This is a genomic window from Thermococcus litoralis DSM 5473 (genome assembly GCF_000246985.2).
In the GTDB taxonomy this organism is placed as follows: domain Archaea; phylum Methanobacteriota_B; class Thermococci; order Thermococcales; family Thermococcaceae; genus Thermococcus_A; species Thermococcus_A litoralis.
Genome location: NC_022084.1, coordinates 1,878,410 through 1,894,271, shown reverse-complemented (window position 1 = coordinate 1,894,271; position 15,862 = coordinate 1,878,410). Strand labels below are relative to the sequence as shown.

Genomic DNA, 15,862 nt, shown 5'->3' with positions numbered 1-15,862 from the left:
AAGCCTCACAAAATTTTAAGAAAGAAAAGAATCAAAGCAGTGGGTTCCTAAACTTTTTGCCTGGGTAGTATGCAACTCCCTCAAGCTCTTCCTCAATTCTAAGGAGCTGGTTGTACTTGGCGTTTCTATCACTCCTTGCTGGAGCACCGGTTTTAATCTGGCCTGCATTGAGGGCAACGGCTATGTCGGCAATCGTTGAATCTTCCGTTTCGCCGGAGCGGTGGGACACAACAACTCCATAGCCCGCTCTAAAGGCAAGGTAAGCGGCATCAATAGCTTCGCTGAGTGTTCCAATCTGGTTTACCTTGAGGAGCAGAGCGTTTCCAGCGCCCATCTCGATGCCCTTCTTAAGCCTCTTGACGTTTGTAACGAAGATGTCATCCCCAACGAGCTGAACCTTCTTACCCAGCTCCTTTGTGACCATTGCAAAGCCCTCAAAGTCCTCTTCTTGGACTGGGTCTTCTATTGAGACTATTGGATAGGTGGAGATGAGATCCTTGTAGAGATCAATAAGCTCTTCTCTCGTGTATTCCCTGCCCCCAACGACATAAACGTTCTTCTCTTCCTCGTAGAATTCACTTGATGCAACATCAAGGGCAAAGGCTATCTCATCTCCAACCTTATAACCGCTCTCTTCAATTGCCTTTACGAGGGCATCTAAAGGCTCGGTTACCTCTTTCATCGGCGGTGCAAAACCGCCTTCATCACCAACGTTAACGGCCAACTTACCGTATTTCTCCATGAGAATCTTCTTTAGGCTGTGATATGTCTCGCTTACCATTTGAATGGCTTCTCTAAAGCTCTTCGCACCAACTGGCATGATCATGAACTCCTGAAAATCCAAATCGTTACCCGCATGTGCGCCTCCGTTGATAACATTGCTCATCGGAACGGGCAAAATGTAGGCGTTTGCTCCCCCAAGGTAGCGGTAGAGAGGCATTCCAAGGCTATTGGCTGCGGCTTTTGCAACGGCTAAAGAGACACCAAGAATAGCATTTGCACCAAGGTTGCTCTTGTTCTCTGTGCCATCGAGCTCAAGCATGAGCATGTCTATGTCTCTCTGAAGCGTAACGTCCATGCCAATTAGCTCGGGAGCGATTATCTTGTTAACGTTCTCAACAGCCCTCTTAACACCCTTTCCGTGGTATCTCTTTCCGCCGTCTCTAAGCTCTAGAGCCTCGTGAATTCCCGTTGAGGCACCGCTTGGCACTGCTGCCCTTCCCATTGCAACTGGGGTGTAGACGTCAACCTCAATTGTTGGGTTTCCTCTTGAATCCAAAATTTCCCTTGCCACAATTCCAGTAATTTCAAAGGGGTTTTCCATTGCTTTCACCTCGGGTGATATTTGGGGTTTCTCTTTAAAGCTTTTTCACATGAGTGGTGGTGTATTCATGAATTTCTTTTTAGAGCACGCGTTTCATGCAAAAGATGATAAAACCTTCCAAAAAAGAACAACTACGATATCTCATTTTGAAGAAGAAATCAGGTAAAAGAAATCCTCGCCCGACAAAGAAATTTCTGAACCCAAGATACTGAGATTGGGGGATTTAACGACGCTGAACTTGTAAACTCCCTTATTAAGTTCCCACCTAAAAACGCTAGTAACACTCTCCTCAAGAAGACCAAGAATTTCCAAGAATCTTTCTTCTAAGGTCTCTCGATTTATAAAGTACACTGCAAAACGAGTTTCATTTCCCACAAAACTCGCAATGTTGCGAACAAGTCTTCTAGCATCCTGAAGATCAAGGGACACAAAAAGCTTGTGAATACCCAAAACTGGATTGCAAACAGGTTTCTTTGGAACAACTTTCTCATAAACTTCTCTATATGCAGCAAAGTCTAAAGAGTATCTCCTAATTTCAACTTTTCCCAGAACTTTCCCAATATCTTTATTTCCACCAATTTTTATAACAGAGACTTTCAATAAATCCTCAGTTGGAAGCCCCGCGATTTTAAGCCTTGTTATGTATTCCGGAAAAGTATCAGCAATGTCATCAATTATAACTGGAATATCCCTTTTCAAGCACCCGCTTATCATGAGGTACAACAAGAATTCAGGCGATGAGATGGGAGTATACTCAACTAGTACAGTTTCTCCAGGCTTAATCCCAAGCAATATTGAATCCAATGTTATCCTTTTCTTATCTCCATTCATACAAATCCCTTTGCTTCTTTGCGATTTATGGCTATTAAAACGTTTCGGTTTCTTGGGAGATACTGTCAGGATAAGCAGTGGGACGTCAGGTTTAAATCCCAGACAATATCTCACTCTGGACTGCAATCGACGTCTCCCTCGATGATAATGGAAGGTATGTTTAGAGCAAATGAAAGGGCGTTTCGTGAAAGCAAGTGAAGTCGAGCACAAATATCCCCCACTGCTGGCGCTGTAAGAGCCCATTGATATCCGTGCCACCAATAGGTGGTTCCTCAAAGTTAGCAAGGTCAAAGACCAGACAATATCCGAGAGTGATAAGTAAAGTTACATGGTATCCAGATTGAGTAAAAACGCGCTATGACAACGGCGTAATGAACAACAGAGACAGGTGTATATCGAGGCAGAGATACTGGGAGTTCCGCTTCCCATATGGAGCGATGGAAAAGATATATACGCTGTTGGAAGCTTTAAAGAGCTTATGGAACTCACAACTGCTATTGAAGTAAAAGGCGAGCACATAGATTTTCTCCCGGAAATATGAAGAGAAACTCAAAGTGATAGAGGAAAAACTCAGCTCCGAAGACCTCCACAGACCCTACGTGGATGCGTTCGTAATAAAAGTCAATGGTAAAAAGATGCGCCGTGTAAAAGATGTGGTAGATGTTCGGTTTGACTCAGGAATAACCTCATGAGCTTCACTCAGATATCCAAGGCACGAAAAGCTCTTTGAAGAGCTCCAGCATGCAAAAGACCAGCTGAACACTAAAGAAGCCGGAGTTGCAAAGGTAGAGTGCAACATAATAGTCAACCAACCTTTATCAAATTGGGACCGTTCTGGTTAGCCATTTTTGTAAAGTTTGTAAACTCACTACGGCTAACCTTCCCCACTCCCATCTTCATTGGCTGGCTTTCGGGGGGAACGGAAACTCCCCACATCTTCAAGGCTTCCAGCAATCCCCATTCGGGCATCAGCAACAGAGGTATTTAAAGATTTCGAGGTAGAAGCAAAATAAGAATTAAGAAGATAGAGGGTTAATGTCTTCACTTTTCCAAAAAGAGGAATCTCATTGTTTCTTTTTTGTCTTTATCTTTTGCACAGATGTAGCCGATTCTTCGTTTCCTTGAATAGCCTATCACTATGTCCTTCCCATGGTAAAACACGATGTCATTATCCCAGATATTCTTTTTTAACTCTTTGATGGCTTTTTCGTTTAGTCCTTCTTTAAAAACAATGCAGGTTCCGTTCTTACATTCCCATACCTCAGTTTTCTCTGGCCACAGAAGGTTGAGCCTTAATGCATAGCTTAGAACTTCCTCCTGAAGGCTTAATTCGGGAAGAACTCCTTTAGAGCGGTTGTGGTTGAGTACCATCATGAGTCCCCTAGTTAAAGCCCATAGAGGAAAGTCGTTCTCCTCGTAGTCCCCGCCGAGATTGATGTAAGGGTTTGCATAAAGGAATTCGGGAATTCTGCGCTTCCACATCATAAACTCGGCAATCCTAGTGAGCCTTATTATCCTGTTGGAGATGACACGGTAGTCCTCAAACCACCTTATGTCATTGCCCCACTTGAGGTTCACACGTCTGAGCTTCCCAAGCCAGATGTCCTCGCTGAGCTTCGTCTTAAACAGGCTGTTCTCCTTCGCATATTCATAGGCTTTAAGAAAAATCTCGTAGGCTTCCTTAACGTGTTTGAACTTCCTTAATGCAAAGTTATAAACAGTAGCCTCGCTGAGCTTCCAGATGATATCCTGGATGGAGCCTATTGGGTCTTCAGCATTTCCACTTGCAACAAGCTCCCACTCCTTTTTAGCCTCCTCATGGAACTTCCTGCCCTTTTCATCGAATTCCCTCAGTGTTTTCTGGTACTCCTCCCAGTAATCAACCTCCTTAGGCTTAGGGAACTTGTCCAGGACTTCTATGAGCTCCTCTGGAACTTCAAAGCTGTGGGATTCGAGATAGTTCCTGATGCGGAGAAGAACTTTTGCCCTAAGCGGGAGCGTTTCTCTGGAGAGAATGGAAAGAGCTCGGGACAAAGTATTCTTTGGAATTGGCATGGACTTCTCCATGAACGACCAGAGTTCGTGGAGTGCCTCAGCTGTCTGAAGAGGGTGATAAACGTCTGGATCCTCTGTCAAGCTCAGAGAACGCTCCATGCTCAGTTTTTTGAGCTTTTCAAGGAACTTCCACGTTTCTCTCATGCCCTCCTCTTCTCCTCTTGCAAAGAATAGTTCAAAGGCGCGGGAAAAGTTTCTTGTTAAGAGAAGGATGTAATAACCCACACTCGCTTCATCCATCCCTCCAGAAAAGAGGGCTTTTGCCCATATTCTTGCCGTTGTAAACTCGGCACTGATGGTTGCAATCTGTTCGTCGAGGGTCACACTATGGACTACGCTGGGCTTAGAAATAGGAGGAATATTAAGTTCCTTCAGAACCTCCTCCGGCACTCTGCCCTTTAGGTGTTTTCGGAGGGTTGTGAATGCCTCCCTTACGAGGTCAGAAGAAACAGGATAACTACCTTTAGATAGCGCTCCTAACCTCTCCAAATCCTCCTCGGAGATTTTTTCGTTTTCCCTGATTCTCTGAAGTATCCTGCATAGGAGTTTCGCAAGTTCCAGGTGATGCTTTAAATATGGCTTTATGCAGTCCTGGAGGTTTTTCCCAGTCTTTGTTAAATGCTCCTCAAGGAGTCTGAGGTAGAAGCATGCCTCTGAACAAAGTTCCCACTCCTCAGCACCAAAAAACCCTATAACCGCATGGATAATGTCTTCTTGAATTCCTGATATCGGGTGCTTGCCCTCTCCTTTGAGGAGCTCCTCAAGGTAAATCTTTGATTTGACGTAGTTACCTAATACCGCCTGCATGCGTAGAGTGTCCATATGCATTTTTATCCTCCTCTACCCATGTATGAACGCCACGTAAAGGTTTGACTTATACATCCGGTAAACGGAGACTATGCCAGGCTGACCTTCCAGATTGCGGTAGTAGCCGTCCCTTATCAGTGAGGTGACCCTAAAAACTGTGGTTCCCTTTGCCTCCCATTTTGTCAGATCTGAAGGGATTTTTGTGCTTTTTACATAAACAAAATCAGGCCCCTTTGCGTTTGACCTTGGTGTTATGTTAACAGTGGAAGGCCCATATGCTTCGGGTTTTATTATTGCGAGGTATGCCACTGCCTCTCCTGTTGCCTCAATAATGAACCGGATTCCTTTCAAAGCCGCCAGCTCCCAGTTACCTTCCTTTAAATTCTTTACAGTAGCGTTAAGAGCAAGTTTACCCGAAGGAACCTCAACAATAACACCAACCAGTTCCCCAACGGTGACTTTGAAATCCTTGACATGTGTAAAATCCTTCACGTAAATCCTCTTAGGAAGACCGCCGTGAAACTCTCTTTCATAGATGTGGATTGTTTTTTCATCTTTTTTCGCTCTTCTATGTAGTTGTAGAAGTACTGATAAGCGCTGTCGAGCTTTTCACGAATTTCATCGCTGTATTCATAAACAGTATATGCGGCGGCGATGCCCGCTACTATTATTGCCATTGCAAGCAGAGCGGATGGGGCAGTTAGAATGAGAGAGCCTACAGAGAAAACTTCCACGATTTCCGAAAGAACCGAGCCAACTGAAGTGGTACTGACGGGTTCACTTGAGAAATCTGCGGGGAGTTCCTCATTTTGTCTCTGCTTTTTTGAAGGAACTTCCGAGATATCCACAACAACACCACTTATGAACTCTTCCTTAGTTAGATGGCTTTCAATGAATGCTTTGACTTCTTCGGGAGTTTTCAGCAAAGAGTTCTCGGCTATGCTCACTTTTGCTGGAACTCCATAAATCTCGACTTCATACGTTCTTACACCTGCTGATGCCCCCTGAACTGCATCCTTGGTGGCTAGTGCTGGGTTTACAACTAATCCGAATAGCAGGAAAATAAAAACCACACCGGCTGTTCTTTTCATTTAACCACCGTAATAATTTTTAAAATTTATACTTATAAAAATTACTACTCTTTGGATGATTCCGGAAGCCCTAGCATTTAACTTTGCAATTCTCCAAGATGTCTTATGCCCTCTCTCAGGTGCTCAATTTTCGTTACAGGCTCAATGAAAAATTTAGACCAGTCACCCCTGCTATACACCGTTATTTCTATCCTATGCTCCCCCTGAATGACGTGCCTCCCTTCCCTGAGCTTCCCAAGATAATGTCCTGCAACGGAATTAGGATGCCTGGAGAGGAGCACAATTTTATCGTTCTCAAGGTTGCGAAGGCCGGTAATCAACCTGTATTCGTCTCGTTCCGCGAGCTCACTCTCCGTGGGGTGGATAAGGCTGTCTCTTATGTGCGTTACGACTTTTCTCACGTGGGAGTAATCCTTAAGCCCTTTGATCTCTACCTCAACCCTTGGATCGTACTCACCAACCGCTCTCAGGAAGACCTTGGCCCCAAGAACATTTCCCCGCCAGGAATCCACTTCGAGCTTTGCCTTGTGAAACGTACCTTCTATTACTCCTTCGGAGAGGTTTAAGGTGCCAATAAAGTAGGGGGTGAAAGCAACTTTACGTGGGAGCAACTTTAAAAGTTCTTCCGCTTTTTCATCTTCCGGAGAGAATATCCTCTTTTTCAGTTCTTCAATATCCCCCTTTCCGGTAAAGAGTCCAATTTTGGTCTCCGGGTCATAGCTTATGTTGAATCTGCTTTTTTCGGTTTTCAGCCAGAGTTCAACATGGTTAGACCACGTTACCCTGTCCATTCCTCTGATGTCAAGAACCCCTCTGAACTTTCCAACATAGCAGTTCCTGCCCTTTATCACATGGAAGCCCTTAACATCTTCTACAAGACCGAATTCGAGAAGATAGGGATTGATAAGGCTCTCAAGTCTGCAGTTTACCCTTCCGAATCTGAGCTGGTAGTTCAGAACCCTCCTCGCGGCGAGGAGGAAGGCTCTAAACTCGGTGTCTTTGGACTTGGCAGTTCCGACAACCTTCTGGAAGTGCTTCATGAGCTTCCACGGAATGGGCTTTCCGGCAAGGATGAGCTTCGATACTTCGGCGAGGTATTTTGCGCGCTTGAATCTCTCATATGCAAGGAATTTCTTTAAAAAGGCAGGAATACTCTCGTCCAACTCTTTTAAGTATATCTCAACCTCCTGATAGAGCCTACCACACTCTAAAACCCTCTCATAATCTCCAGTGGAAAAATAGTAGAGGACGGCGGCGTTGATGAAATACTCCAGATCCTCAAGGTCTTCTCTGGTGTAGGGCTTGCCCCTTTTAATTTCTGCCGAGAGCTCAGCGGCGGCCTTAAAAAGCCCCTCGGCGAGCGCTTTAAAATCCTCCATCAACATCACCTCAATACTTTGAGCAATCCACAAGCCCACTTCTATCATACCATCCTATGAAGATGACGCTTGGATCACTGTTGAGTACCTCTTTCAATTTTTCCAGTATTACTAGAACCGAAACATAGCCTCTTTTCTCTTCCGTGTATCTTTGTATCTGACAATATCCTCTCTTAAGCTGCCCGTTCGGGCTTCTCCACCACTTGCCTTTGGCTTCCCATGGAACTTCTTCTGAGGGGAGCTCTACTCTGAAATCAGGCCCAGCTTTTCCATTTTTGCTTACTACTACAATTTTACCCTTGTATTTTTCCTGTATAACCTGTACTGCCACGAGCTCCCCAGCTATTGCTGGGAGCATGTGATCGATGAAATGAACAAAGTTTCCTTTTTTCAGAGTACTTACCGCTGGCTCAAGGGAGGGTATTGTAGAGTTTCGCAGGAGCACTTCAATGGTGCTTGCACTGAGAGCTATTCTTCCAGTAGTTTTGAAGGATCTCTTTCTAAAAGTGTTGCTGACTTCTCTGATCTCAATGCTATATCTTGTGTTTTTAATTTTCTCGTATTCGTTTTTAACCTTGTCCTCAATGTCGTCTCTGTACTCAATTATCAACACCAGAGCAATTAGAGCAGGTACTCCAATAAGGATAAGCGTAGTGCCTCCCACAGCAATTGCAGGAATTTCTACCGGCAAAGGGGGCAAAGCAAATTGGGGCATTATGGGAGCTTTCGAGGAGCTCGGGTAGCCGTTCAGTTCCAACGTGGAGGCATAGTATCCACTAAGGGAACTCCCATTAAGATAGCTTTCAAGCATTGAGATGACTTCCCCCTTAGTGGGAACTTTTCCATCTTCTCCAGGAAACGCAAAAACCACAAAAGAGATTCCCTGCACACTAACATGGTATACGGTTGAACTATCTGTTTCATTACTGTGCTGAGTTGCATCCTTGGTGGCTAGTGCTGGGTTTACAACTAATCCGAATAGCAGGAAAATAAAAACCACACCGGCTGTTCTTTTCATTTAACCACCGTAATAATTTTTAAAATTTCTACTTATAAAAATTACTACTCTTTAGACGGATACTGTCGGGGATAAGTTGTGGGGTGTCAGGTTTCTCTGACACTGCTTTAGAATAAAGAAGTCGAAAATGACGAAAAAAGGAAAGAGCTTAAGAAAGCTCAAAAGCCTTTTCAAATTCCCTATCCACAGGTTCTGCAGAAGTCAAAAGGCTAACAAGCACCATGACAACTGCTGAGACGAGTGCACCACTTACGTAAATGTACTCCCAGTAGCTGAAGCTCACTATCCCGGTTATTCCAACAACCGCCGTTAATGAACCCGCTATCATTCCAAGTAAAGCTCCTTCCTTCGTAGCCCTCTTCCAGTAGATTCCGAGTATCAGTGGCACGAAGACTCCCGAGGTATAGATGTCGTAGGAGTATATGAGAAGCTCAACTATTCCCTGAATCGTAAGCGCTGCCACAAGTGCCAAAATGCCTATGACTATTGTAGTCACTATTGAAAGCTTTAGCAACTTTTTATCCTCTGCTTCTGGTTCTATAAAGCTCTGGTAAAAGTCTTTAACTACGTGAGAGGTTGCTGCTGATAATAAGGAATCGGCCGTACTCATCACTGCAGCGAGGATTGCAGCTACGAATATCGCTCCCACTCCGCTTCCAAACACTGTGATCACTAGTTTCGGCACTGCAGTCTTTGGCGAATCTATTATCGCTTGAGGATCACTCGAAAGAGCCAATGCAAGCATCCCTGCAAGAGCTGGAAGAAATGACAAACCCATAAGCAAGATTCCACTGTAAATTGCTCCCATCCTTGCGGTTTTCTCGTCCTTTGATGCAAAGAGCCTCTGGTAAAAGTCCTGCCCTATTAGAGTATACATGACCGTCGCTGCTAACGTTAGGGCAAAGAGTGAAACCCCAAGTGACATGAAGTTGAAGTATTCTCCGCTTGCTTGAGGCAGATTTGGGATTGATGAAAGACTCACTTTTAAGCCTTCAAATCCGCCTACTTTGCTCAACCCAAGAACCACTGCAACCAAAACGCCAATGCTACCAAGTATTATTTGGATAAAATCTGTCAATGCCACAGCCCATAACCCTGAGAAGGCAGTGTAGGCTATGAAAATTAACGTGGCAAATACTGCTCCAGCAGTTCCCGGCAATCCTATGGCTTCAAACACTGCCGATGCTGCCCACACCTGCGCTCCAAGTATGCCCACAAGGGCTAAAAGCGATAGCGTTGCTGCCAAAAGCCTTATTGCTTTACTCTTATAGCGCATCTCCAAGACGTCTGGGACTGTGTACAAGGCCAAAGCACGCATAGGCTTTGCAAGGGTCAACCCCCAAGAGAAGAAGCCCCAGGCCGCAGGCAAAACCGTACCAAATTCCTCCTAACCCGTAGGTGGCTCCCCAGCTAGCTCCTCCAAGGATGAAAGCCACCACCATAGTGAGTGGCTGCCAGAGTTGCGGTAGTTAATGCTAATCCAAGCCTTCTCCCGGCCACCAAAAAGTCGGCCGAGGTTTTAATGTACTTCCTTGCATACGCTGAAACTCCTAGCATTGCTCCCATGTACAAAACAAGTGTCGTCCAAACTACGCTCATTTTTCTGCACCTCTTGAAAGTACAAACCAAAGAGCTTTGAAAGATATTTAAAGTTTTTGGAAGAAAAATCGACAAAATGACAACGAAGGTAGCTAGTAGTAGAAGCCTAAGTCAAAGTTCTAAGCACCAAAAACAGAATCAAAGTCATTATCGTTAACACGATCGTAACACCTATTCCCTCTTCCTCTCTGAGTCTGTAGTGGGCTAAAATGGCATTTGCCATTATTGCAGGAGGCATCGATGCCTCAACCAGCACCGCATAGAATATTTCAGGGCTTGTTTTTAGGGTTAAAACTACAAAAACAAACGGTATAGCTATTCTAAACGTCCCTACTTCAAGAAGCTTTCTCCATTCAAACTTCTGGAGGTTTATGCGAGAGCCGAAATAAATCAGGATTAGGGGAATGCTCCACCAACCGAGTTTGTTCATTCCGCTCAGCAGTTGAGGGGGAAGCCTAATCCTAAGCAGTACAAGAGTGAGGGCAAGTATGTTGGCACTGGTGGGTGGAAATCTGAGCGCTCTTATGATGCTTTCTCTAAGCGAGGCTTTTCCACTCGAATAATGTGCAGCAACGAACGTCGCTATTGGAAGGACTATTAAAGTATTCGTACTTGCATAGATAATTGCAGGAGTTAAATCATCTAAAAACAGGCTCGCTATCGGGAATCCCATTGCGACTGTATTTGGATACGTTGAGAGTATCATCAAAGCTCCTTGCCACTTCTTATCCTCTACAAAAAACCTCGCATAGAGGAAAGACGCCCCAAGACTGAGGGCAATGACTAAGAAGACATACAAGAACACAATCTTGATTTCCACGAGATAGGCGATATCCTTCGAGGCAACGTTTGAAAAGACATAGAATGTTAAAAGCACCTGGGATGCAAACTTATTCAAGTGAGCAAAAGGCTTCTCAGATTTTATTATCCTCCGAAGGACTAGCCCAGTGCCTATTAAAGCAAGCATTTCGTAAATGTTCATGCTCTTAGATAAAAAGAAGGTTTAAAGAATTTTTCGCTTAGCTGTTCATTTTCTCCTCTTTTTCAGGTACTCCTCGTACAGCCTTCTTAGATCTTCAAGCTCCTCAAGGTCTTCAAAAAACCCGAGCTTTTCATAAAATGTCTTTAAATTCTCGATGCTCCTAAGTGAGCTCTTAAATTCTTTGGCAAGGATGTTCTCATCAATATTCACACCAAACTCTTCTTTCAATCTTTCTTCGAAATCATCCCCAAGCTCAAAAATATCCTCCCCATGAACTCCAAAAAGCAAATAAGGGATATTAAACAGCTTAAAAGCCGCCAGAAGATATCCAAGTCTTTCTAAGTCTGGTTTATTGGATGAGGGTATGTAAAGGTACTCAAGTTTTTCATTAAAATAAACCACAAGGTACCATGATTCCGGAGATAGGAGGAACATTTCTGCCTTTTCCTTCCTTACTCTTCCCATGTTAATCACTCAGCCAGACGCTGTCTTCTCCAAAGTAGTTGAGCTTCACTACAAAGAGCTTAAATGGTTCCTCCCTTTCGTTTACGACCCAGTGAAGTGTCTTTGGCTTTACAAGGTATATATCCCCTGGTTTGGCTTCGTATTCCTTTTCCCCGATACCCAGCTTTGCCTCACCGCTGATTATGTAAAAGAGCTCGTACTGCCTCTCATGATAATGCTTTGGAACGGTTTGCTTTGGCTTTATCTCAACTATCTGGGCGTAGCTGCCTTTCGGGAGTTCACCCTCAAACAGCGGTGCCTTCCTATACGTGCCCCTATCAATAAACTCCCTGATCTCTGCCCTCATTTCAATCCCCAACTGTACATTCCGAAGTTATGTTTAAAAATCCTTCATTTAATCCCCAAACATGATTGTACTTGGAGTGCACGATGGACACGATGCAGGAGCAGTGCTGTTCAAGGGAGAAGAAATCTATGCCGTAAACGAAGAGAGATTAAACCGGATAAAAAAGTACCGTGGATTTCCAGAGCTGAGCATAAAGAAAGTCTTAGAAATGGGAGAAGTATATCCGGAAGAGGTGGAGGTAATAGCGGTAGCGGGTATTTTCAGGAAGCAATCGAGATTGTTAGAGCTTGAGAGAAATCTCAAATCCATATTTGGTAAAGATTTCAAGAAGAAAGTTCTTTTTGTTGAACATCACCTTGCCCACGCTTCTTCTGCTTATTTCACCTCTGGTTGGGGAAAAGCGTTGGCGTTAAGTATAGATGCCGCAGGAGATGGACTAAGCTCTTCCATTTATGTGGCAAGAGATGGTGAGATGATAAGAATAGCCCAGAGCACCTATTTAGACTCTCTCGGAGATTTCTATGCATCGGTTACTGAACTTTTGGGCTTTAAACCGATGAGACATGAAGGAAAAGTCATGAGCTTGGCAGCCTATGGTAAGCCAACTTACGATCTCTCCCATATAATAGAACTTAACGGGCTGAGCTTTGAGAACAAGCTGAAAGTAGTTGGGATTGAGGCTACAAAAAGGCTCGCCGAAGTTTTCAACTATCCTCTATCTAAGGCTAAAGAAATCGCCCAGGAAATGAAGAGAGGCAAGCTGGATGGAGAACTTCAAAAGAGGGCAATAGAGATAGCCGCCTCTGCTCAAGCGCATCTTGAAAAGATTATCGACGAGCTTGGGTTAAAACTTAAAAGTTATAACTTAAAACTTGCCTACGCTGGGGGAGTTGCACAAAACGTCAAGGCAAATGCAGTTTTGAGGAGGCATTTCCCCGACCTATGGGTATTTCCAGCAATGGATGATTCTGGATTAGCTTTTGGTGCTGCAGCCTTCGTCAAAGCCCAGTTTGAAAGGCTCGATAGGAAATGGAAGCCCTTTAAGCTTGAGCATGTTTACTTGGGGCCTTCCTACGATGAAGGCAAAATTGAAGCCCTCTTAAGGGCAGAGAGTCTGAAATTTGAATATCGCGAAGACGTAGAGGGATTTGTTGCAGAAATGCTTCTTGAAGGCAAAATGGTGGGCTTTTTCCAAGGAAGAATGGAATACGGTCCAAGAGCCCTAGGCAACCGCTCCATCCTCGCAGACCCAAGAAGCAAAGATGTTGTAAAAAAGCTCAACGTACCATTAAACAGAGACGTCTTCCAGCCGTTTGCCCCTTCAATGCTGGAGGAGAGAATTGAAGACTACCTCAAGGAGCCTTATCCAAACAAGTTCATGACAATGAGCTACAAGGCAACGGAAAGAATGATTGATGAAGCCCCAGCGGTTGTACACGTTGATAAAACAACAAGACCCCAAACTCTTCTTAAGGAGGATAATCCGCGCTACTACAACATAATAAAACACTTTGAAGCAGAAACGGGCGTTGGCATGGTTCTAAACACGAGCTTTAACATGCATGGGGAGCCGATAGTTTGCTCTCCAGAGGATGCCCTGAAAACTTTCAAAAAAGCCAGGCTCGATGCCCTGGTTTTGGAGAACTTTGTTGTATATCAGTGAGCTATTCTATTCATCGTTGCCAAATATTTCATGTCGGTAAAATTATAAACATCAAGGAGAAATCTCACTGGTGAAGATTATGGCGCTGAGCGATAGGCTTGAGATGGTGAACCCTTCTGAAATAAGAAAGCTTTTTGATCTTGCCCAAGGCATTGAGGGAATAATTTCACTTGGAATTGGAGAGCCAGACTTTGACACGCCAGAACACATAAAGGAATACGCAAAGGAAGCCCTTGATAAAGGACTAACGCACTATAGCCCAAATATAGGGATTTTGGAGCTTAGAGAGGCAGTTGCAGAGAAGTTCAAAAAGCATAATGGAATTGACGCAGATCCAAAAACCCAAATAATGATAACAGTTGGCACTAACCAGCAGATTCTAATGGGACTTGCAACCTTCTTGAAAGACAACGAGGAAGTTCTCATTCCCTCCCCAATGTTCGTTAGCTACGCCCCTGCAGTTATTCTAGCGGGAGGAAAGCCCGTTGAGGTTCCCACTTATGAGGAAAACGAGTTCCGCCTAAGTGTCGATGAGCTCGAAAAATACGTGACCCCAAAAACAAGGGCTTTAATAATAAACACTCCAAACAATCCCACGGGAGCAGTATTAACGAAGAAAGACCTCGAAGAGATAGCGGACTTTGCAGTTGAGCACGATCTAATGATCTTAAGCGATGAAGTTTATGAGTATTTTGTCTACGATGGGGTCAAAAACTACAGCATTGCTTCTCTGGACGGCATGTTTGAGAGGACAATAACCATGAACGGGTTCTCAAAGACCTTCGCAATGACCGGATGGCGCTTGGGCTTTTTAGCTGCCCCAGAATGGGTTGTGGAAAAAATGGTTCGCTTCCAAATGTACAATGCAACTTGCCCCGTAACCTTTATCCAGTATGCGGCTGCAAAAGCCCTAAGGGACGAAAGAAGCTGGCAAGCGGTAGAGGAGATGCGCAGAGAATATGAGAGGAGAAGAAACCTTGTTTGGAAGAGGCTGAACGAGATGGGTCTGCCAACGGTTAAGCCAAAGGGAGCCTTTTACATCTTCCCAAGGATTAAAGATACCGGTTTGAGCAGCAAGGAGTTCAGTGAGCTGATGATAAAAGAAGCAAAAGTGGTTGTAGTTCCTGGAAGCGCATTTGGGCAGGCCGGAGAAGGCTATGTGAGGATAAGCTACGCCACAGCGTACGAAAAACTTGAGGAAGCAATGGACAGAATGGAAAAAGTGCTGAAGGAAAAGAAGCTTGTTTAACACCCTCCTCAGCAATCTTTTTATCTTTTCTGTCTCACTTTGATGGGGATGAAAAATGCTTCCAGGAAAAGTTCCTCCAGAAGTGCTTGAAAAAATTGTCTTTAATCTTCTAGGGGTTGAGGATGAGAGAGTTATAATAAAATCTGGTGTGGGCATTGATGCGGCTGCAATCGACTTTGGGGAGAAGGTTCTCGTTGCATCAAGCGATCCCATAACGGGGGCGGAGAAGCATATAGGCTTTTACGCAATAAATGTGAACGCAAACGACGTTGCAACGTTTGGAGCCAAGCCGAGATGGTTCTTGGCAACAATCCTGTTGCCGGAAAATGCCGATGAGAACCTCCTCAAGGAAATAATGGAAGACATGCATAGGAGTGCTGAAAAGCTTGGCATTTCAATAGTCGGAGGTCACACAGAAGTGACGATTGGACTAAACAGGCCTATAGTCATTGGAACAATGCTTGGCGAAGTCAAAAGGGAGAAACTTGTGAGATCAAACGGTGCAAAGGCTGGAGATGCCATAATCTTGACCAAAGGCGCTGGAATCGAAGGAACCTCAATCATAGCGAGCGAAAGGGAGGAAGAGCTAAGAAAGGTATTTGGAGATGAGCTAGTAGAGAGAGCAAAGAGATTCCTTGAGAAAATCAGTGTGGTAAAAGAGGCATTAATCGCTGCAGAAATTGGGGTTCATGCTATGCATGATCCCACAGAGGGAGGAATAGCCAATGGATTCCACGAGATGGCAGACGCCGCTGGACTGGGATTTAGGGTTTACCACGATAAGATTCCCATAGCAGAAGAAACCGAAAAGCTGTGCGAATACTTCAACTTAGACCCTCTTGCTCTGATAAGCTCAGGCTCTCTTTTAATCGCGGCACCAAAGGAGAAAGCCAAAAAAATCGTAAACGCAATACAAAAAGAGGGCATTGAGGCGGCAATAGTTGGAGAGTTCCTGGAAGACAAGAATACAAAGGTTCTTGTGAAAGATGGAAAGGAGACCCCACTAAAAAGACCAGAAACAGACGAAATCTGGAAAATCTTTTAAAGGTCTTT

General features: G+C 44.4%; 16 protein-coding genes and 1 pseudogene. 4 read left to right on the top strand and 13 right to left on the bottom strand.

The window, feature by feature from the left end:
* Positions 1-31: 31 nt before the first annotated feature.
* Entirely contained in the window at positions 32-1,324 is a 1,293-nt protein-coding gene (gene eno / locus OCC_RS10405; RefSeq protein WP_004068242.1) for a phosphopyruvate hydratase, read from the bottom strand.
* 141 nt (positions 1,325-1,465) lie between these two features.
* The gene (locus tag OCC_RS10400) at positions 1,466-2,155 is read right to left on the bottom strand and encodes a DUF257 family protein (RefSeq protein WP_004068243.1); all 690 of its coding nucleotides are present in this window, start codon (positions 2,153-2,155) and stop codon (positions 1,466-1,468) included.
* Positions 2,156-2,327: 172 nt separating this feature from the next.
* Between OCC_RS10400 and OCC_RS12335 the strand changes: the two are divergent.
* Positions 2,328-2,844, top strand: a pseudogene (locus OCC_RS12335) (class I tRNA ligase family protein); the annotation flags it as partial.
* 115 nt (positions 2,845-2,959) lie between these two features.
* Here OCC_RS12335 and OCC_RS12645 read toward each other — a convergent pair.
* From OCC_RS12645 to OCC_RS10350, 11 genes are all read right to left on the bottom strand, one after another.
* Complete coding sequence (locus OCC_RS12645) at positions 2,960-3,124, bottom strand: hypothetical protein (protein WP_171814844.1); 165 nt, start codon at positions 3,122-3,124, stop codon at positions 2,960-2,962.
* Between the two features lie 72 nt (positions 3,125-3,196).
* On the bottom strand, positions 3,197-5,038 hold the full coding sequence (locus OCC_RS10395) for a hypothetical protein (RefSeq protein WP_004069201.1): 1,842 nt from the start codon (positions 5,036-5,038) through the stop codon (positions 3,197-3,199).
* 12 nt (positions 5,039-5,050) lie between these two features.
* The gene (locus OCC_RS10390) at positions 5,051-5,509 is read right to left on the bottom strand and encodes a hypothetical protein (protein WP_004069202.1); all 459 of its coding nucleotides are present in this window, start codon (positions 5,507-5,509) and stop codon (positions 5,051-5,053) included.
* Positions 5,506-6,108, bottom strand: a complete 603-nt coding sequence (locus OCC_RS10385) for a hypothetical protein (protein ID WP_004069203.1) — start codon at positions 6,106-6,108, stop codon at positions 5,506-5,508. The genes OCC_RS10390 and OCC_RS10385 overlap by 4 nt, the downstream gene beginning before the upstream one ends.
* A 77-nt stretch (positions 6,109-6,185) precedes the next feature.
* The gene (locus tag OCC_RS10380) at positions 6,186-7,487 is read right to left on the bottom strand and encodes a hypothetical protein (protein WP_004069204.1); all 1,302 of its coding nucleotides are present in this window, start codon (positions 7,485-7,487) and stop codon (positions 6,186-6,188) included.
* A 10-nt stretch (positions 7,488-7,497) separates the two neighbouring features.
* The gene (locus tag OCC_RS10375; protein ID WP_004069205.1) at positions 7,498-8,505 is read right to left on the bottom strand and encodes a hypothetical protein; all 1,008 of its coding nucleotides are present in this window, start codon (positions 8,503-8,505) and stop codon (positions 7,498-7,500) included.
* 148 nt (positions 8,506-8,653) lie between these two features.
* Positions 8,654-9,874, bottom strand: coding sequence for a sodium:solute symporter family protein (locus tag OCC_RS10370; protein WP_020953808.1), 1,221 nt, complete (start codon positions 9,872-9,874; stop codon positions 8,654-8,656).
* Positions 9,875-9,915: 41 nt separating this feature from the next.
* Positions 9,916-10,104 carry a hypothetical protein gene (locus OCC_RS10365; protein ID WP_004069207.1) on the bottom strand — a complete coding sequence of 63 codons (189 nt, stop codon included), beginning with the start codon at positions 10,102-10,104 and terminating at the stop codon, positions 9,916-9,918.
* A gap of 106 nt (positions 10,105-10,210) precedes the next feature.
* Positions 10,211-11,086: an AEC family transporter gene (locus tag OCC_RS10360; protein ID WP_004069208.1), complete on the bottom strand. Its 876-nt coding sequence runs from the start codon at positions 11,084-11,086 to the stop codon at positions 10,211-10,213.
* A gap of 45 nt (positions 11,087-11,131) precedes the next feature.
* Positions 11,132-11,551: a hypothetical protein gene (locus OCC_RS10355; protein WP_004069209.1), complete on the bottom strand. Its 420-nt coding sequence runs from the start codon at positions 11,549-11,551 to the stop codon at positions 11,132-11,134.
* A gap of 1 nt (position 11,552) precedes the next feature.
* Positions 11,553-11,897 carry a cupin domain-containing protein gene (locus OCC_RS10350; protein WP_004069210.1) on the bottom strand — a complete coding sequence of 115 codons (345 nt, stop codon included), beginning with the start codon at positions 11,895-11,897 and terminating at the stop codon, positions 11,553-11,555.
* Positions 11,898-11,958: 61 nt separating this feature from the next.
* Between OCC_RS10350 and OCC_RS10345 the strand changes: the two genes are divergently transcribed.
* The 3 genes from OCC_RS10345 to OCC_RS10335 all read left to right on the top strand — a co-directional run bounded on the left by OCC_RS10345 (position 11,959) and on the right by OCC_RS10335 (position 15,854).
* A complete protein-coding gene (locus OCC_RS10345) occupies positions 11,959-13,560 on the top strand; it encodes a carbamoyltransferase family protein (RefSeq protein ID WP_004069211.1) in 1,602 nt (533 codons plus the stop codon).
* A gap of 79 nt (positions 13,561-13,639) precedes the next feature.
* Positions 13,640-14,809, top strand: a complete 1,170-nt coding sequence (locus OCC_RS10340; RefSeq protein WP_004069212.1) for a pyridoxal phosphate-dependent aminotransferase — start codon at positions 13,640-13,642, stop codon at positions 14,807-14,809.
* 55 nt (positions 14,810-14,864) lie between these two features.
* Positions 14,865-15,854, top strand: a complete 990-nt coding sequence (locus OCC_RS10335) for an AIR synthase family protein (RefSeq protein WP_004069214.1) — start codon at positions 14,865-14,867, stop codon at positions 15,852-15,854.
* Positions 15,855-15,862 lie beyond the last annotated feature (8 nt).